A 16,257-nucleotide genomic window follows, 5' to 3' on the forward strand; every position below is an offset into this window, starting at 1 on the left:
CCGCACGGCAAGCCGTGCGGGCCCTTCCGTGTCATCCCCCGCTTTGCGGACGCACTCGTCCTGGTGGGGCGTATCCCGCCTCCCCGGCGGGAGATGAGTGGGAGACCAGTGGGAGATGATCATGGCGTGGTGCTGCAATCAGGCGCTAGAAAATGCTAGATAGCGCTACCTGTGCGGCCCTGGTTCAGCCGCCGGATTCGCCCGCGTGCGGGCTCAGCACACCCATGCTGACCAGGACGACGATGACGATGCCGAGGGCGACGCGGTACCAGACGAACGGCATGAAGCTCTTGGTGGAGATGAACTTCATGAACCAGGCGATCACCGCGTAGCCGGTGACGAAGGCGATCACCGTGGCGAACATCGTCGGCGGCCAGGACACGTGGCCGGTCTCCATCGCGTCCTTCAGTTCGAACAGGCCGGAGGCGAGCACCGCCGGGATGGCGAGCAGGAAGGAGTAGCGGGCCGCGGCCTCCCGGCTGAAGCCCATGAAGAGGCCGCCGGTGATGGTCGCACCGGAACGGGAGACGCCCGGGACGAGCGCCATGGCCTGGCAGAGGCCGAAGATCAGGCCGTCCCGCACGCCCAGTTCCTTGAGCGTCTTGCGCTCCCTGGCCGCCCGGTGGCGGCCGCCGGTCTCGTCGCGTGCGGCGATCCGGTCGGCGACGCCCATGATCAGGCCGACCACGATCAGCATGGTGGCGGTGATGCGCAGATCACGGAACGGGCCGACGATCTGGTCCTGGAACGTCAGGCCGAGCACGCCGATCGGGATCGAGCCGACGATGACCAGCCAGCCCATCCGCGCGTCGTGGTCCTTGCGCCACGTCTTGTCGTAGAGCGAGCGGGTCCAGGCCGACACGATGCGCCCGATGTCCTTGCGGAAGTAGATCAGTACCGCGGCCTCCGTGCCGATCTGGGTGATCGCCGTGAAGGCGGCACCGGGGTCCTCCCAGCCGGAGAAGGCCGCGGTCAGGCGCAGGTGCGCGCTGGAGGACACGGGGAGGAACTCGGTCAGCCCCTGGACGAGTCCGAGGATGAGTGATTCGAACCAAGACATGGATTTACGGAGTCCAAGTGCCGATCGTGGAACGGACGAAGGACACACCGGGCCCCCGCGCGCGGTGATCGGGTGTGTTGAGGGGCAGCGTAGCGTCCCGCGCCGCCGCGTTGGACACAGGGGTTTCCCGGGCGATCGGCGGTGATCGGCCCGGGGTGTTGCCGGTCGCCGTGCCAGGCCTGCGTGACACAGTGAGAACGCGCTTACTGCCAGCGCTTTCCCCCGCGTCCCGGGACCCGGAGGAGTGCTGATCAGCTTCAGGCCCACATCCGCGACGTCGGTGCCCCGGCGCCCGAGACGACGTCCAGCCCCTCCTCGGCCGCCGCCCCGACCCCCTCCCCTCCCGGCCCCGCTCCGCCTCCCTCGCCGGCCGCCCCGTCCGCACCGCCGTCGCCGGCGCCGGCGGCATCGCGCCGCTGTCACCTGCCCGCCCTCGCCCGGCTCGCCGAGGAGGGGAGACGGAGGTCGTCGTCCTGCTGCTCGGCCGCTCGGGCCGTGGAGCGAGGTGCGCGCGATGGCCGGCCGGTGCACGACGCGGAGACCGAGGCCGTCCCGACCGCGCTGGTCCGCTTCGAGAACGGCACCATGGCGACGGTCGTGCACGGCGTTCTCGGCCCCGACGAGGTGAGCCGCGTCCGCGTCGACTGCGAGCGCGCCACCGTCGACGGACGGGGAGATCCTCGATGTGCGGGCGGCTCGACGTCCACCCGGGCCCATCGGGGCCGGGCGGACGGCCGGTCCTCAGACAGGCCCTGGAGCCCGTTGACGGGGCTCGGGGACGGCCGGGTCCGGTGACGGTGTGGTCCCCGGACCGGCCCCGGCCGGCGCTACGCCGCCGTGGGCCCGGTGACGGTCCAGCCCGGGGACTGCGAGTGGGAGGTCAGGTCCTCGTGCCGGACCGGGTCGCCGCAGGCCTGGCAGGTGACGAGCGGAACCAGTTCGTGGCCGCAGGCGTGCTCGACGACCATCGGGCGGTCGCCCTCCCGCAGGTGACGGTTGCCCCACTCCATGAGGGTGAGCAGCACCGGTTCCAGTTCGAGGCCCGCCTGGGTGGGCCGGTACTCGAAGCGCTGCGGGCGCTCGCTGTAGGCCCGCTTGGTGAGGATCCCGGCGTCGACCAGGCGGCGCAGCCGGGTGGCCAGGATGTCGCGCGGGGCGCCGATATTGCGCACCAGCTGGTCGAAACGGCGGTTGCCGAGGCACACCTCACGCAGCACGAGCAGGGAGTACTTCTCGCCGACGAGCGCCAGGGCGTCGGCGATGGAGCAGGGGCGCGGGTCCTTGGTGGCGGCCATGCGAGCCAGTCTAGGTGAGGGTTCGGTTTTCCAACTGAGCGCGGGACGTCGGTTGGTTTGTTTTTCCAACTCTACAGGCTAGGGTGAGTTCGGATTTCCGACTCACTGGTGGTCGCCCCGGCGGCCAAGGAGGCCCGCAGCATGCGTGACGCAGTCATCGTCGAAGCCGTACGCACCCCTGTCGGCAAGGGCAAGCCCAACGGCTCGCTCGCCCACGTCCACCCCGTCGAACTCCTCGCCCACACCCTGCGCACCCTCGTCGCGCGCTCCGGCGTCGACCCGGCACTGATCGACGACGTCATCGGCGGCACCGTCGACCAGGTCGGCGAGCAGGCCATGAACACCACCCGGTACGCCGTGCTGTCGGCGGGCTTCCCCGAGTCCGTGCCCGCGACCACCGTGGACCGCCAGTGCGGCTCCTCCCAGCAGGCGGTGCACTTCGCCGCGCAGGGCGTGCTGTCGGGCGCCTACGACCTCGTCGTCGCGTGCGGCGTGGAGTCCATGAGCCGGGTGCCGATGTGGTCGAACGTGCCGCCCGGCGCGGACCCCTTCGGCCCCGGCGTCGCCGGGCGCTACCCCGAGGGCCTGGTCCCACAGGGCATAAGCGCCGAGCTGATCGCCGCCAAATGGTCCCTCACCCGCGAGCGGATGGACGCCTTCGCCGTCTCCTCGCACCGGAAGGCGGCCGCGGCCTGGGACGGCGGTCTGTTCGACGCCGAGGTCGCGCCCCTGGACGGCGTCACGCGCGACGAGTGCGTGCGGCCGGACACCACCCCCGAGGTCCTGGCCGGGCTCAGGCCGGCCTACCACGACCCCGGGTTCGCCGAGCGCTTCCCGCAGATCGAGTGGAACGTCACCGCGGGCAACGCCAGCCCGATCAACGACGGCGCCTCCGCCGTGCTCATCACGTCCGGCGAGACCGCGGCCCGCCTCGGGCTGCGCCCGCTCGCCCGGCTGCACAGCTTCGCCGTCACCGGATCCGACCCGCTGCTGATGCTCACCGGTGTCGTCCCGGCCACCGAGAAGGTGCTGCGCAGGGCCTCCCTCACCCTGGACGACATCGACCTGTTCGAGGTCAACGAGGCGTTCTCCAGCGTCGTCCTCGCCTGGCAGCAGGAGACCGGTGCCGACCTGGCCAAGGTCAACGTGCACGGCGGCGCGATCGCCCTCGGCCACCCCCTCGGCGCCAGCGGCACCCGCCTGACGACCACGCTCGTGCACGCCATGCGGGAGCGCGGCGCCCGCTACGCCCTGCAGACGATGTGCGAGGCGGGCGGGCTGGCCAACGCGATGATCCTGGAGGCCCCGTAGACCACCTGACCGGGGGTCAGCCGCGCAGGTGGTGGCGTTTGCGCCAGGCCACCACCGCGCCGGCCAGCGCCGGGATCGCGATCGCGGCCATCGCGATCAGGAACACCGGCGAGGTCGGTGTCGAGGCGCGGGCCCCGGCCACGACGTACGCGGCGGTGTTCGGCAGCGAGCCGAGCGCCGTCGCGAGCAGGAACGGCAGCCAGCCCATCCGGGAGACGGCGGCGCAGTAGTTCGCGGCCCAGAACGGCACGCCCGGGAACAGCCGCACCGCGAGCATGGAGCGGAAGCCGTGCCGGCTGAACTGCCGGTCGACGGTGTTCAGGAACGTGCCGCGCAGCAGCGGGCGCAGCGCGTCCTGGCCCAGGAACCGGCCGAGCCCGAAGGCGATCCCGGCGCCGATCACCGAGCCCCCGACCGCCGCCGCGATGCCCAGCTCCGAGCCGAACAGCGCGCCCGCCGCCAGGTTGAGCAGCGGCCGCGGCACGAACGCGACCGTGATCAGGCCGTACGCGACGGCGAAGACGACGACCGCTGCGGCGCCGCCGAGCTGGGGCGGCCAGCCGTGCGCGAGCAGCCGCTGCGGCTCGAAGAGCAGCACCGCCGCCGCGGCCCCGACGAGCAGGGAGACGAGCACGGAGAACCGCGCCCAGGGCGAGAGCAGCAGTCTCGCGCAACGGCCGGCGAGACCGAGGCGGACGGCCGCGGCGCCGGCGGGGACGGCGCCGGCCGCGGTGGCGGTGACCGCGAGTTCGGTGGCGGTGGCCCGGGGAGAGGCCGGTGCGGTGCCCCCAGAACGGGTGTGGGCATCGAGCATTCGGTGACAGTAACCGACAGATATGTGTGATCGCCGTATGGTTCGTCTCATGAGCGTCACAGGTGCGGGAACGGCGGGTGTCCCGCGCAGCGCCCTCGCCGACACGCCGCCGGCACGGCTCACCGCCGCGTACGGCGCCGCCGCCGGCCCGGAGCGCGCGGCGCGTATGCGGGCGTACGTGCAGGACGTCGCGCCCTTCCACGGCCCGGCCGCGCCCGTGCGCCGCGCCCTGTCGCGCGCGGTCGTCCAGGGCACGCCCCGCCCGGCCGGGACCGGCTGCGCCGCCGTCGGCCTGCGCTGCCGGCGGCTGCCGGAGCGGAAGTACCACTGCTTCGCCGTCGACCGTCCGCGCCGGCGTGCCGGCCGCCGCTCGTCCGCCTTCCTGCCGGTGGCCCGGCAACTGGTCACGACCGTGTCGTGGTGGGACACCGCCGACCCGATCGCCGCCCGTGCGGTGGGCGCGCTGGTGGCCGCCGACCCCGCGCCGCGGGACGACGTGGGCGCCCGGACCGAGGACGACGACCGGTGAGGCGTCCACACGGCCCTGCTGCACCGAGCGGTACCTGGACGCGCCGTTCCCGCTGCCGGTGGAGAACGTGCTAGGTGGTGTGCCGTGCGCGGGGGACCGCGGGCCGTACGTGGCCGGTCGCGCGGTTCCCCGCGCATCCCGGACGTCCCGCGCGTCCCGCGGGGCGTCGCACGAGCCGCACAATGGGGGAGTGAACGAGGCCATTCCCGTCAGTCGTGCCGTCGACCAGGGGTTCGCCAAGCTGATGCCCGACGTCGACCGGGAACGGGCCTGGCTGCTGACCGTCGACGGGGCGCCGCAGTCCTACGTCGACCTCGACGAGCCGACACATCTGGAGTTCGAGTACGCGCGGCGGCTCGGCCATGTGCTGGACACCGTCGTGGAGGAGGGGCGGCCGCTGGACGCGGTCCACCTCGGAGGCGGCGCGCTCACCCTGCCGCGGTACGTGGCGGCGACCCGGCCCGGTTCGCGGCAGGACGTCGTCGAGGCCGACCGCGGGCTGGCCGACCTGGTCGTCGAGCAGCTGCCGCTCGGCGCGGGGTCCGGCATCGCCCTGCACGTCGCGGACGCGCGCGCCTGGCTGGCGGAGGCGCCGGCGGACTCGGCCGACGTGGTCGTCGGCGACGTCTTCGGCGGCTCGCGGGTCCCGGCCGGGTTCACGTCCGTCGGCTACGCCCGTGCCGCGGAGCGGGTGCTGCGCGCCGACGGGGTCTACGTGGCCAATCTGGCCGACGCCGCGCCGTTCGCCTTCCTGCGCTCCCAGCTGGCCACGTTCGCCACGGTGTTCGAGGAACTGGCGCTGATCGCCGAACCGGCCGTGCTGCGCGGGCGCCGGTTCGGCAACGCGGTGCTGGCCGCCGCGCACCGTCCGCTCGACACGGCCGCCCTGGCCCGGCGCACCGCCGCCGACTCGTTCCCGGCCCGCGTCGAACACGGCCCCGCCGTGCGGGCGTTCATCGGCGACGCCCGGCCGGTCGGGGACGAGGACGCCGTGGCCTCACCCCAGCCCCCCGACGGGGCGTTCGGTATCGGCTGACCCGGCGGGTGCGCCCTTGGCCACCGGGTGGGTACGGCGTCGCAGGTCGCGTACGTCGCGGACGCACAGCACCGCCGCCGTGACCACCACGACGAGCGCCGCGCAGCCCCACAGCGACGCCGTCCGCCCGAACACCGCCTCCGCGGGGCCCGCCAGCGCCGTGGCCAGCGGCACCAGCGCCACCGAGCCGAACCAGTCGTAGGCGGCGACCCGCGAGAGCTTGTCCTCGGGTATCTCCTGGTGCAGGGCGGTCATCCAGGAGACGCCGAAGACCTCCAGCGACACGCCGGTCGCGAACATCACCGCGCACAGGCCCGCGACGGGCACCGGCACCGCCAGCGCGGCCGACGGCAGGGCCAGCGGGAAGACGCAGAGGGTGCCCGCCAGGAGCAGCCGGCGCGGCTTCCAGCGCATCATCAGCACCGCGCCGACGACCGTACCGGCGGCGAAGGAGCCCAGGGCCAGACCCCACGGCGCCGCCCCGCCCAGACGGTCCCGGGCGACCAGCGGGCCGTAGACCGCCTCGGCGGCGCCCACCACCGCGTTGGCGAGCGAGAACTGCACGACGACGCCCCACAGCCACGGCCGGCCGGCGACCTCCCGCCAGCCCTCCCGCAGGTCCGAGAGCAGCCCGCCGCCCGGCTCGCGCGGCGGGATGTGGCTCACGTCGAGGAAGGCGCGCAGCGCCCCGGCGACGGCGAACGCGGCCGCGTCCGCGGCGAGCACCCAGCCCGGTCCGACCACGGCGACCATCGCACCGCCGAGGGCGGCACCGCCCAGGGACGCTCCCTGCATCGCCATCCGGAACACCGCGAACGCGCGGCTCACCTGCTCGCCCCGCACACTGGACAGCAGCATGCCCTCGGCGGCCGGGCTGAAGAACGCCTGGCCGGTTCCGCCCAGCGCGCTCAGCAGCATCATCTGCCACAGCTTCGGCTCACCGGCCAGGACCAGCAGGGCGAACATGCCCTGCGAGACGCAGTTGAGCGCGTTGGCGGCGACCATCACGCGGTGCCGGGGCAGCCGGTCCGCGACCGCTCCGCCGATGAGCAGGAAGAGCACCAGCGGCAGGGTGCGGGCGGCGGCCACGAGACCCACGTCGCCGCCGTCGCCGCCGGCCTGGAGCACCGCGAACGCGGCGGCGACCAGCGCGCCGTTGCCGCCGAGGTGGGTGACGACGGCCGCGGCGGTCAGCAGGCCGTAGTTGCGGCCCGCCCAGGCGGGCCGGCGGGGGCGGGACGTTCCGGCGGCGGTGTTCACCGGCCGACTATCACCGCCCGACCCCCGACTTGCCAAACCGATGACGCGTCAGCCTCCGGTGGGCTCCCCGTGCAGGCGTACGGTGCTCAGGATCTGCAGGATCGTCGCCCTGGGGACCTCGCCCTCGACGCCCTTGGCGCCGTAGAAGTTCCACGACACGAAGTCGCCGGCGGAGTTCTTGAAGCCGAAGGTGACCGCCTTGCCGTCGCTGGCGCACTTGCCCTTCTGGGGCGTGTTCGTCGACTCGGCCCAGGCGATGCTGCCCTCGATGCCCGACTCGGTGGTGTAGGGCTCGGCCTTCTCCGCGAACTCGAGGCTCTTCTTGTCGGGCTGGGTGTAGCCGCCGTAGACCCACCAGGGCACCGTGTTGATGGCGACCTCGTCGGTGTCCTTGGCGCCGTCGGCCCCCTTGGTGCCCACGGCGGCCAGGTGGGTGTCCTCGGTGCGGCCGTCCCTGTTCTCGTCGGTCGTGCACCACTTGGACTTGTAGTACGCCGGCGCCGACATCACGATCAGCGGTTCGGCGCTGTCCGACTTCTCCTCCTCGAAGCCGATGGTCACCCCCGGCGACTCGACCTCCCAGTCCGCCGGGACGTCGAAGGCGACGCCGCGCTTGGGGTTGATGACGACCTTCCAGCCGGCGATCGTCGGCTTCTCGGCCTCGTTGCTCCGCGGGTTGTCCCCCGCCCCCGAGGCGGACTCGGCGGGCTCCGCGGAACCCGACGGCGACTGGCTGGTTCTCGTCTGCTTGCCGTCGTCGGCCTGGTCGTCCTTGTCGCCGCCGAGGACCAGGAAGCCCGTGACACCGGCGGTCACGACCACGGCGGTGGCCGCGACGATCGCGACCAGCTTCGTCCGGTTGCCGCCGCCGTTGCCGCCGCCGGGCTGCGGCTGCGGCGGCCCCATCGGCGCGGGGGTGTCCCACTGCGGCTGCTGCGCATAGGGGTTGGGCTGCTGGTACCCGGCCTGCTGGTACGGATTCGGCTGCTGGTACCCCGGCTGCTGGTACGGGTTGCTCTGCCCTTGCGGAATCTGCTCGCCCCCGGGCGGCTGCTGTCCTGGCCACATGAGCGGTAACCCTAGTAGGGCCCGGGACACGATTCGGTCACCGGGCTTTGTCAGGGACGTAGCAAAGCGGCACCGGCGAGGGGCAAGGCGTCGCGATCGTCCGCACGAGGCCTGGCCAGCGGAGGCTACTCATGGGTAACGTGTGGTCATGAGCGCAGATCAGATGTCGATCGGCGAGATGCTCGCCGCCACGGTGCCGATGGTTCGCACACTGAATCTGGAGTACCTCCAGACCACTTCGGAGAAGGCGGTGCTGGCGCTGCCGGACCAGAGCGAGTACCGCAACCACGTGGGCGGGCCGCACGCCGGGGCCATGTTCACGCTGGGCGAGTCGGCCAGTGGCGCGCTCGTGCTGGCCGCCTTCGGCGACCAGCTCGCGCGCGCGGTGCCGCTGCCGGTGCACGCCGAGATCGCGTTCAAGAAGATCGCGCTGGGCCCCGTCACGGCCACCGCGACGCTGGGGCGCCCGGCCGCCGAGGTCGTCGCCGAGCTCGACGAGGGCAGGCGCCCGGAGTTCCCGGTGTCCGTCGCCATCCAGCGGGAGGACGGTGCCGTCACCACGGAGATGACCGTGGTGTGGACGCTGCGTCCCAACGGCTGAGGGATCGCCGTGCGGTGAGGCCCTGGTGGCGGACCTGCCAGGATGGGCCTCGTCGAGAACAGAAAGAGGGCGAGCCGTATGGCCGTTGTCGTCGTGTCCGCGTTGGTCCTGCTGGTCGTCGGTGGGTGCGTCTGTGTCGTCTGGGCGTCGCGGGGCGGCCCGCGCTGGGTGCGTGTGGTGGCCGCCGTGACCCTGGGAGCGGGTGAACTGGCGCGCCGGTCGGGGCGGCCGCGCCGGGCGGCGGGGTCGGAGGCGGACGACTAGTGCCGCATTGATCTCGCGGGGGTTTGTGTCCCGCTGTCAGTAGACGATGGGGCTGCTGACAGCGTGCAGTGATGTGTCAGTTCTCGTCGAGCACGGTCGCGTGGGCGGATAGCGCGGCGTTGACCTCTGCTGGATCGAAGGCTGCGGGGTCGGACTGGTCGGCAGAGTCGAGGCCCAGCCCTTCCAGGCGGTCTTCGTGTTCTTCGTGGTGGGGATCGGAAAGGATCTCGATGAGGTAGTCGTATCCCCAGATGCCGCCGCAGTCCTCGGGCGGGCACGCTCGGCGGCCGGTGAGGCATCGGGGGTAGGCGGTGTCCGGCTCGGGCTCGGTGATGTCCTCGATGAGGATGTCGTGTCTCCCGTCGTCGCCGAAGTCGTAGGTGGAGCGGAGCCGGTCGCCGGTGCGGGCAGCGACCTGGCGGAGTTGCCTGGAGGCGGCGCTGCGGATGCCCAGGTCGCGGTCGGCGGTGCCGTATCGGTCCCGTTCGCTCTGGAAGGCCCACAGGTGGTAGTCCTCCCAGCCGAAAGCGGCCTGGATGACGTCGTGCAGTTCGCGCAAGGTGATGCCGGACGGTACTTCCAGGCGGCGCCAGATCGGAGGCCGGGAGTCCCGCACGGTGATCTTGATCTGGTGGACGGTCCTGCCCGGTGCCGTCCGCGAGCCCGGCTTCGCGCTCCTGCTGTTCGCCATGGCTGCCACCCGTGCTCGCGGTGTTCCGGCGGGACGAGTGGCTCCTGCCGACGACAGTGAGCAACGCGATTGACGGAGGCTGGGGGGTGGGGCGCCGGGTGCAGCGGGCCCGGGCCGCACTGGCCTATGCGGACGGTGACGCGAACGCGGCTGTCGTGGCCGAGCCGGAGGTCGCCGAGCTCGTCGGTCTGTCGTACGAAGCCTCATACCAGAGCGGGACGCTGCCCGGAGGACTTTGTCGACTGCCCACCGCACATGGCGTGTGGCCGACTACTGTGAGTGTCCGCCGGGCGACGCAGGGCCGCCATTCCTCGGCCCTGCCGACCGGCACCGAGCCGCCGCATGCCCGGATCGCGCCGACCGGGCCCGCCCCGGCCCCCGACCGATGGACCAGTACGAGGACGCCCGATGCCACACCTCCGCGCACCGGCCGCACGCGCAGACCGCCGCGAGGGCGGACGGCACGGACGGGCGGTCGCCCACGCCCTCCCCTCCCTGCCCGAGGCCCACATACGGCCCCAGCTGCTGCGTCTCGCCGTACTGCCCCCGGTCGCGGTCGCCCTCAGCGCCTGCGCGGCCGTGCTGTTCACCGTCCGCTCCACCGGTGCCCGCACCGGCCCCACCCTGTGGGCCGTCCTCGCCGGCGCGGTCTGCGTGACCCTCGCCGGCATCGGGATCGCCGCCGTCGCCGCCGGCCGGGCCGCCCGGGCCGTGCACGAACGGGTCGGCGCGCTGCGCCGCAGCAGCGCCCGCCGCGAAGCCGATCTGCGCGCCCTGGTCGAGGCGTTGCGCCGCGGCGAGGTGCCCCCGGCGCGCACGCCGCACGGCGGTCCGCCGGAGGACGCGGACGACTTCGAGCTGCTCGCCGCCGACCTGGCCCGCGCGCACGACGGCGCCCTCACCGCCGTCGTGCAGGCCGCCCAGCTCTCCAGCCAGGCCGGCAGCGAACAGAAGCTGGAGGTCTTCGTCAACCTCGCCCGGCGCCTGCAGTCGCTGGTGCACCGCGAGATCGCCCTCCTCGATGAGCTGGAGAACGAGATCGAGGATCCCGACCTGCTCAAGAGCCTCTTCCACGTCGACCACCTCGCCACCCGCATCCGCCGCCACGCCGAGAACCTCGCCGTGCTCGGCGGCGCCGTCTCCCGCCGCCAGTGGAGCAACCCCGTCTCCATGACCGAGGTGCTGCGCTCGGCCATCGCCGAGGTCGAGCAGTACTCCCGGGTGCGCCTGGTACCGCCGATCGACGGCACCCTGCGCGGCCACGCCGTCGCCGACGTGATCCACCTGCTGGCCGAACTCGTGGAGAACGCCACGGTGTTCTCCGCCCCGCAGACCCCGGTGCTGCTGCGCGCCAGCCTCGTCACCTCCGGCCTCGCCGTCGAGGTCGAGGACCGCGGCCTGGGCATGCCCGTCGCCGAGCAGTACAAGATGAACGCCCTGCTGACCGACCCCGACCAGGTCAACGTCGCCCGCCTGCTCGCGGACGGCCGCATCGGGCTGTTCGTCGTCTCCCAGCTCGCCCGGCGGCACGGCATCACCGTCCGCCTCCAGACCAACATCTACGGTGGCGTCCAGGCCGTCCTCGTCGTGCCGCAGGCGCTGCTCGGCGACCAGCCCGACGCCGCCGCGCCCGCCCCGGCCCCGGGCCGCCCCCAGGCCGTACCCGGCGCCGGGACCGCACGGGCTCCCGCCGGCACCACGGCCCCGGCCGAGGAGCCCTCCCGGCTGCCGGTCCGCGGCAGCCACGAGCAGCGGCCCAACCCGGCCGAGGCCGTCCCCGGCATCCGGCCCGCCGACCGGCCGGCCGTCGAGCAGCACACCGCCGCGCCGCCCACCCCGCGCTCCGGTTCCGTCGTCCGCGGCACCACGGGCAGGCCCCGGCTGCCCCGGCGCCGCGCCCACCAGCACCTCGCGCCACAACTGCGCGGCGGCCCCGCGCCCCGCCAGGAGGCCGAGCACCCCGTCGGTCACGACCCCGGCCTGATGGCGGCGTTCCAGCGCGGCATCGGCCTCGCCGAGGCCCAGCAGCAGGCGCAGTCCGCGCACGCGACGCAGGCCCACTCGGAGCTCGCGCACACGGATGTCCTGCACACGGGCGTCTCGCATATGGGCGTCTCGCATATGGGCGTCTCGCATATGGGCGGGCGCCCCATGGATGGACCGCACATGGACGTCCCGCATATGGATGTCGCGCACATGGATGTCCCGCATATGGACGTCTCACACATGGACGGACCACACGCGGACGGATCACACGCGGACGCACCGCACATGGGCGGGCGCCCCATGGACGGACCGCACCCGGAAGGGCCGCACGCGAACGGACCGCACACGGGCGCACGGCACATGGACGGCTCCCGCGCGAGCGCGCCCCCGCAGCCGGGGGCCGCCCGGACCGCCCCGGACCACCCCGCCCGGCACGACGGGAACGGACCAGCCGGATGACCACCGCAGCTGCCGCCGCCGTCGCCACCCCTACCGCAATGACCGCCGGCGCACCCATGGGCGCGCCCGCGGACCCTCGTATCCCAAGGAGTCGATCCACCATGGCGACCGAAGCCCCCACCGGCCATGTATCCGACCTCGACTGGCTGATGAGCGGCCTCGTCCAGCGCGTACCGCACACCACCAGCGCGGTGCTCCTCTCCCGCGACGGGCTGGTGAAGTCGGTGCACGGCCTCGACCCCGACAGCGCCGACCACATGGCGGCGCTGGCCTCCGGCCTGTACTCGCTGGGCCGCAGCGCCGGGGTCCGGTTCGGCGACGGCGGCGAGGTCCGGCAGGTCGTGGTCGAACTGGACTCGACCCTGCTGTTCGTCACCACCGCGGGCTCCGGCACCTGCCTCGCCGTGCTGGCCGGCCGCGAGGCCGACGCCGCGGTGCTCGGCTACGAGATGGCGATGCTGGTCAAGAGCGTCCGCCCCTATCTGGTGACCGCCCCCCGGCAGCAGTCCGCCGACCCCGCGGCGACGAGGCCTTGAGCGTGACGGCGCCCGGCGACGGGCCCTGGCTCGACGACGCGGCCGGACGGCTGGTGCGCCCGTTCACCGTCAGCAACGGCCGCACCCGCCCCACCGTCGCGCTCGACCTCATCTCGCAGGTGAGGGCCACCGGGGCCGCGCCCCTCGGCCATCTCGGTCATCTCGGCCCCGAGCACGCCCAGGCGCTCGACCTGTGCCGGGCGTCCGTCTCGGTCGCCGAGGTCGCCGCCCACCTCAAGCTGCCGGCGGTGGTCACCAAGGTGCTGCTGTCGGACCTGGTCGACTGCGGGGCGCTCACCACCAAACCCCCGGAGTTCCACCACAACCCGACGGACCGGGCCCTACTGGAGGCAGTGCTCGATGGACTACGACGACAGCTCTGACCACGCCCACCACGCGGACCACGACGACGGCGCCGACCCGTTCCCCACCGCGCTGAAGATCCTGGTGGCGGGCGGGTTCGGGGTCGGCAAGACGACGCTCGTCGGCGCCGTCAGCGAGATCGCGCCGCTCAGCACGGAGGAGCTGCTCACCACGGCCGGCGCCGCCACCGACGACCTCGACGGGATCGAGAACAAGGTCGAGACGACGGTGGCCATGGACTTCGGCCGCATCACCCTCGACCCGGACCACGTGCTGTACCTCTTCGGCACGCCCGGACAGGAACGGTTCTGGTTCATGTGGGACGAACTGTGCGAGGGCGCCCTCGGCGCGGTGGTCCTCGCCGACACCCGCCGCCTGGAGGACTGCTTCGCGGCCGTCGACTTCTTCGAGGAGCGCGGCCTCGGATTCATCGTCGCCGTCAACGAGTTCGACGGGGCCCACCGCTACGCCCCCGAGGAGGTGCGCGCCGCCATCGATCTCGGCCCCGAGATCCCGGTCGTGTGCTGCGACGCCCGGATCTCCGCCTCCGGCGTCCAGACCCTGCTCACCCTCGTCCGCCACCTCATGGCCCACGCACCCGTCACCCCCGCGCCCAACCACGGCGCCCACATGTGAGACCCGCACACACTGCACCGGAGCCGCATATGAGCTTTGCCCACAGCGACGGGACCCGGCCATGAGGTACGACCCGCCGCGCCCGGCCGGCCGGCTGCTGCTCACCCCCGACGACACGGAGGCGCCCGCGCGAACGCGGCGACTGCGCCGGCTGGGCCTGGGGGAGCGTCCCGAGCCGGCGCTCGACGCCTTCGCGGGCCATCTGGCGTCGCTGACCGGCACGCCGTACGCCATGGTCAACTTCCTCGGGGAGACCGGCCAGTTCTTCGCCGGCCTGCGCGCGCCCGAGGTCGGACCCGTCGCCAAGGAGGACGGGACCCGGCCGGTGATGGGCCGCTTCCTCCCCCGCGACCACGGCTTCTGCCCGCACGTGGTGGCCCGGCGCAAGGCGCTGGTGCTGGACGACGTCCGCGACTACCCGCGCTTCGCGGGCAACCCGGTCGTCGACGAGTACGGCGTCCACTCCTACCTCGGCGCGCCGCTCGTCGACACCACCGCCATGGTGCTCGGCACCGTCTGCGTCGCCGATGTCTCCCCCCGGCCCTGGGGGCGGTCCGGTCTGGAGACCATCAAGGCGGCCGCCGCGGATCTCGTCGTACGGCTGCAAGCTCCCGAGACCGGGGGACTCCCGTTCTGACCACGGTGGACGCCGGACCGGAGGCGTGAAGGAAAGCTGCGGCGGCGGTTAAGGAATCCTCGATGGACCAGGGCGGCGGCGTACGGCAGATCGCTGTGCGATTCCCCTTCCCCTCCCGCCCGGGACCGCTTCGGCATGCCCGCGGCCGGGACCTCAGCGTCAGGAGCCGTAGCGTTGAAGGCGCTGGTCAAGGACAAGGCGGAACCAGGGCTGAGGCTCCTGGACGTCCCGGAGCCGGAGGCCGGACCCGCGGACGTGAACACCGCGCTGTTCCGCCGCCGGATGGCCGAGGAGGGCTTCGACATCCTGCCCGGCGATCACGCGATCGCGCCGGTCATGATCGGTGACGCGGCCCGGGCGGGCCGGATGGCGGAGCTGCTGCTGGAGCGGGGCGTGTACGTGATCGGCGTCTCGCATCCGGTGGTGCCGCAGGGACAGGCCCGGATCCGTGTCCAGCTGTCCGCGGCGCACTCGACCGAGGACGTCGACCGCGCGGTGGACGCGTTCGTGGCGGCGCGGGCGGAGCTGGACGGCTGAGCCCCGCCCGGGCGGGGCCGGACGGTCGGGCCCGGGCCCGGGCAGGCCGCTGACCTCCGCGAAGGCGCTCTTTCCGGCACACGGCGTCGGGGAGAATCGGTGCCATGGTCGAGGCGCGGCGGCTCCACGTCCTCCGTGCGGGGGCCGACCACCGCACGGTCACGGCGGCTGCCGCCGCGCCGTACCTCACGCCCTCCGCGGTGTCCCAGCAGCTCACCGCCCTGGAGCAGGAGACGGGACACCGGCTGGTGGAGCGCGGCGCCAAGGGGGTGCGGCTCACCCCGGCCGGGCGAGATCCTGCTCGGCCACACCAACGCCGTCCTGGCCCAGCTGGAGCGGGCGGAGGCGAGCTCGCCGCGTACAGCTCGGGTGCCGCCGGCAGTGTCACGGTCGCGTCCTTCGCGACCGGTGTCGCCCAGGTCGTATCGCCGGCCGTGGCCCGCCTCGCGCGGACCGCGCCCGGCATCCGCATCCGCGTCCGGGACGCCGAGGGGGACGCCAGCCTGCCGATGCTGCTGGACCGGCAGGTCGACGTCGCGGTCGCGGTCGAGTACCGCGGGGCCCCGCCCGCCGACGATCCCCGGCTGGCCCATGTCCCGCTGTACGCCGGGCCGTTCGACGCGGTGGTGCCGGTCAGCCACCGGCTGGCGGAGGCGGCCGAGGTGCCGCTGGCGGGGCCGGCGAAGGACCCGTGGATCGGCCCGTACCCCGGCAACCCCTGTCACGACGTGGTGGTGCCGGCCTGTGAGAGCGCCGGGTTCCAGCCCCGGCTGGAGCACTCCGCGGACGACTTCCGGGCGGTGGTGGCCCTCGCTTCGGCGGACAGGGGGTCGCCCTCGTGCCGCGCTCCGCGCCGCGCGGCACGGACCTCACCGGCGTCGTCGTCCGGCCGGTGGACGGGGTGGCGCCCGCGCGCCGGGTCTTCGCCGCCGTCCGCCGGGGCGCGGAGGGGCATCCGCTGATCCAGCCGGTGCTGGAGGCGCTGGAGGAGGCGGCGCAGGCGTGAGGCCTCCGGTGGCGCGGTGCGGCTCCCGTAACACTGCCGTCTCGTATCTGGGATAAAGTCTCAAATATGAGAGACGAGTACGCCGAGGGCCGCCCCGGCGCCGAGGGCGTCGCCGCCCCGCCGGACGTCGACACCCGGCTCGGCGCGCGGCTCGCCGAGCTGCGCGCC

Annotated in this window: 16 protein-coding genes and 3 pseudogenes; 13 read left to right on the forward strand and 6 right to left on the reverse strand. The window is 73.6% G+C overall.

The annotated features are described in order from the left end of the window. Nucleotides 1-184: 184 nt before the first annotated feature. Nucleotides 185-1,060, reverse strand: coding sequence for an undecaprenyl-diphosphate phosphatase (locus ACFF45_RS22560; protein WP_381348246.1), 876 nt, complete (start codon nt 1,058-1,060; stop codon nt 185-187). Nucleotides 1,061-1,547: 487 nt separating this feature from the next. On the opposite strand from ACFF45_RS22560, the pseudogene ACFF45_RS22565 reads away from it, so the two are divergent. Further along, a pseudogene (locus tag ACFF45_RS22565) lies at nt 1,548-1,726 on the forward strand (Gfo/Idh/MocA family protein); the annotation flags it as partial. 161 nt (nt 1,727-1,887) lie between these two features. Here ACFF45_RS22565 and ACFF45_RS22570 read toward each other — a convergent pair. Continuing rightward, nucleotides 1,888-2,355, reverse strand: coding sequence for a winged helix-turn-helix transcriptional regulator (locus ACFF45_RS22570; protein ID WP_381348247.1), 468 nt, complete (start codon nt 2,353-2,355; stop codon nt 1,888-1,890). Between the two features lie 141 nt (nt 2,356-2,496). Here ACFF45_RS22570 and ACFF45_RS22575 point away from each other — a divergent pair, with 141 nt between their 5' ends. Further along, a complete protein-coding gene (locus ACFF45_RS22575; protein ID WP_381348248.1) occupies nt 2,497-3,666 on the forward strand; it encodes a thiolase family protein in 1,170 nt (389 codons plus the stop codon). A 16-nt stretch (nt 3,667-3,682) separates the two neighbouring features. Here the strand turns inward: ACFF45_RS22575 and ACFF45_RS22580 are convergent, their stop codons facing one another. Next, nucleotides 3,683-4,480, reverse strand: a complete 798-nt coding sequence (locus ACFF45_RS22580) for a TVP38/TMEM64 family protein (RefSeq protein ID WP_381348249.1) — start codon at nt 4,478-4,480, stop codon at nt 3,683-3,685. Nucleotides 4,481-4,529: 49 nt separating this feature from the next. On the opposite strand from ACFF45_RS22580, the gene ACFF45_RS22585 reads away from it, so the two are divergent. Next, the gene (locus ACFF45_RS22585; RefSeq protein WP_381348250.1) at nt 4,530-5,009 is read left to right on the forward strand and encodes a DNA alkylation repair protein; all 480 of its coding nucleotides are present in this window, start codon (nt 4,530-4,532) and stop codon (nt 5,007-5,009) included. A 190-nt stretch (nt 5,010-5,199) separates the two neighbouring features. Continuing rightward, a complete protein-coding gene (locus ACFF45_RS22590; RefSeq protein ID WP_381348251.1) occupies nt 5,200-6,045 on the forward strand; it encodes a spermidine synthase in 846 nt (281 codons plus the stop codon). Here the strand turns inward: ACFF45_RS22590 and ACFF45_RS22595 are convergent. Further along, nucleotides 6,007-7,305, reverse strand: a complete 1,299-nt coding sequence (locus ACFF45_RS22595) for an MFS transporter (protein WP_381348252.1) — start codon at nt 7,303-7,305, stop codon at nt 6,007-6,009. The genes ACFF45_RS22590 and ACFF45_RS22595 overlap by 39 nt on opposite strands. A 48-nt stretch (nt 7,306-7,353) precedes the next feature. Beyond that, complete coding sequence (locus ACFF45_RS22600) at nt 7,354-8,373, reverse strand: DUF8017 domain-containing protein (protein ID WP_381348253.1); 1,020 nt, start codon at nt 8,371-8,373, stop codon at nt 7,354-7,356. Between the two features lie 163 nt (nt 8,374-8,536). Here ACFF45_RS22600 and ACFF45_RS22605 point away from each other — a divergent pair, with 163 nt between their 5' ends. Together ACFF45_RS22605 and ACFF45_RS22610 are read left to right on the forward strand one after the other, a co-directional pair. Then, nucleotides 8,537-8,974 (forward strand): DUF4442 domain-containing protein, encoded by a 438-nt coding sequence (locus ACFF45_RS22605; protein ID WP_381348261.1) that lies wholly within the window; start codon nt 8,537-8,539, stop codon nt 8,972-8,974. 78 nt (nt 8,975-9,052) lie between these two features. Continuing rightward, nucleotides 9,053-9,238 carry a hypothetical protein gene (locus ACFF45_RS22610; RefSeq protein WP_381348254.1) on the forward strand — a complete coding sequence of 62 codons (186 nt, stop codon included), beginning with the start codon at nt 9,053-9,055 and terminating at the stop codon, nt 9,236-9,238. A 76-nt stretch (nt 9,239-9,314) separates the two neighbouring features. Here ACFF45_RS22610 and ACFF45_RS22615 read toward each other — a convergent pair whose 3' ends face one another. Further along, the gene (locus tag ACFF45_RS22615; protein WP_381348255.1) at nt 9,315-9,929 is read right to left on the reverse strand and encodes a plasmid pRiA4b ORF-3 family protein; all 615 of its coding nucleotides are present in this window, start codon (nt 9,927-9,929) and stop codon (nt 9,315-9,317) included. 408 nt (nt 9,930-10,337) lie between these two features. On the opposite strand from ACFF45_RS22615, the gene ACFF45_RS22620 reads away from it, so the two are divergent. The 7 genes and pseudogenes from ACFF45_RS22620 to ACFF45_RS22650 all read left to right on the forward strand — a co-directional run bounded on the left by ACFF45_RS22620 (nt 10,338) and on the right by ACFF45_RS22650 (nt 16,089). Beyond that, on the forward strand, nt 10,338-12,374 hold the full coding sequence (locus tag ACFF45_RS22620) for a sensor histidine kinase (protein ID WP_381348256.1): 2,037 nt from the start codon (nt 10,338-10,340) through the stop codon (nt 12,372-12,374). Between the two features lie 101 nt (nt 12,375-12,475). Further along, the gene (locus ACFF45_RS22625) at nt 12,476-12,910 is read left to right on the forward strand and encodes a roadblock/LC7 domain-containing protein (protein WP_381348257.1); all 435 of its coding nucleotides are present in this window, start codon (nt 12,476-12,478) and stop codon (nt 12,908-12,910) included. Between the two features lie 2 nt (nt 12,911-12,912). Continuing rightward, a complete protein-coding gene (locus ACFF45_RS22630; protein WP_381348258.1) occupies nt 12,913-13,293 on the forward strand; it encodes a DUF742 domain-containing protein in 381 nt (126 codons plus the stop codon). Continuing rightward, the gene (locus ACFF45_RS22635) at nt 13,271-13,909 is read left to right on the forward strand and encodes a GTP-binding protein (RefSeq protein WP_381348259.1); all 639 of its coding nucleotides are present in this window, start codon (nt 13,271-13,273) and stop codon (nt 13,907-13,909) included. The genes ACFF45_RS22630 and ACFF45_RS22635 overlap by 23 nt, the downstream gene beginning before the upstream one ends. A 61-nt stretch (nt 13,910-13,970) precedes the next feature. Next, the gene (locus ACFF45_RS22640; RefSeq protein ID WP_381348260.1) at nt 13,971-14,546 is read left to right on the forward strand and encodes a GAF domain-containing protein; all 576 of its coding nucleotides are present in this window, start codon (nt 13,971-13,973) and stop codon (nt 14,544-14,546) included. 258 nt (nt 14,547-14,804) lie between these two features. Continuing rightward, nucleotides 14,805-15,083, forward strand: a pseudogene (locus ACFF45_RS22645) (aminotransferase class I/II-fold pyridoxal phosphate-dependent enzyme); the annotation flags it as partial. 104 nt (nt 15,084-15,187) lie between these two features. Continuing rightward, nucleotides 15,188-16,089: pseudogene (locus tag ACFF45_RS22650) on the forward strand (LysR family transcriptional regulator). The last annotated feature ends 168 nt before the right edge of the window (nt 16,090-16,257 follow it).

Source organism: Streptomyces cinereospinus, from assembly GCF_042430725.1.
Classification (GTDB): domain Bacteria; phylum Actinomycetota; class Actinomycetes; order Streptomycetales; family Streptomycetaceae; genus Streptomyces; species Streptomyces cinereospinus.

Bases quoted from the DNA above. Each gene is read 5' to 3' on its own strand.
- ACFF45_RS22610 (WP_381348254.1), top strand. From the start codon at position 9,053: ATGGCCGTTGTCGTCGTGTCCGCGTTGGTCCTGCTGGTCGTCGGTGGG.
- ACFF45_RS22615 (WP_381348255.1), bottom strand. From the start codon at position 9,929: ATGGCGAACAGCAGGAGCGCGAAGCCGGGCTCGCGGACGGCACCGGGC.
- ACFF45_RS22620 (WP_381348256.1), top strand. From the start codon at position 10,338: ATGCCACACCTCCGCGCACCGGCCGCACGCGCAGACCGCCGCGAGGGC.
- ACFF45_RS22585 (WP_381348250.1), top strand. From the start codon at position 4,530: ATGAGCGTCACAGGTGCGGGAACGGCGGGTGTCCCGCGCAGCGCCCTC.
- ACFF45_RS22635 (WP_381348259.1), top strand. From the start codon at position 13,271: ATGGACTACGACGACAGCTCTGACCACGCCCACCACGCGGACCACGAC.
- ACFF45_RS22580 (WP_381348249.1), bottom strand. From the start codon at position 4,480: ATGCTCGATGCCCACACCCGTTCTGGGGGCACCGCACCGGCCTCTCCC.
- ACFF45_RS22640 (WP_381348260.1), top strand. From the start codon at position 13,971: ATGAGGTACGACCCGCCGCGCCCGGCCGGCCGGCTGCTGCTCACCCCC.
- ACFF45_RS22625 (WP_381348257.1), top strand. From the start codon at position 12,476: ATGGCGACCGAAGCCCCCACCGGCCATGTATCCGACCTCGACTGGCTG.
- ACFF45_RS22560 (WP_381348246.1), bottom strand. From the start codon at position 1,060: ATGTCTTGGTTCGAATCACTCATCCTCGGACTCGTCCAGGGGCTGACC.
- ACFF45_RS22600 (WP_381348253.1), bottom strand. From the start codon at position 8,373: ATGTGGCCAGGACAGCAGCCGCCCGGGGGCGAGCAGATTCCGCAAGGG.
- ACFF45_RS22570 (WP_381348247.1), bottom strand. From the start codon at position 2,355: ATGGCCGCCACCAAGGACCCGCGCCCCTGCTCCATCGCCGACGCCCTG.
- ACFF45_RS22575 (WP_381348248.1), top strand. From the start codon at position 2,497: ATGCGTGACGCAGTCATCGTCGAAGCCGTACGCACCCCTGTCGGCAAG.
- ACFF45_RS22605 (WP_381348261.1), top strand. From the start codon at position 8,537: ATGTCGATCGGCGAGATGCTCGCCGCCACGGTGCCGATGGTTCGCACA.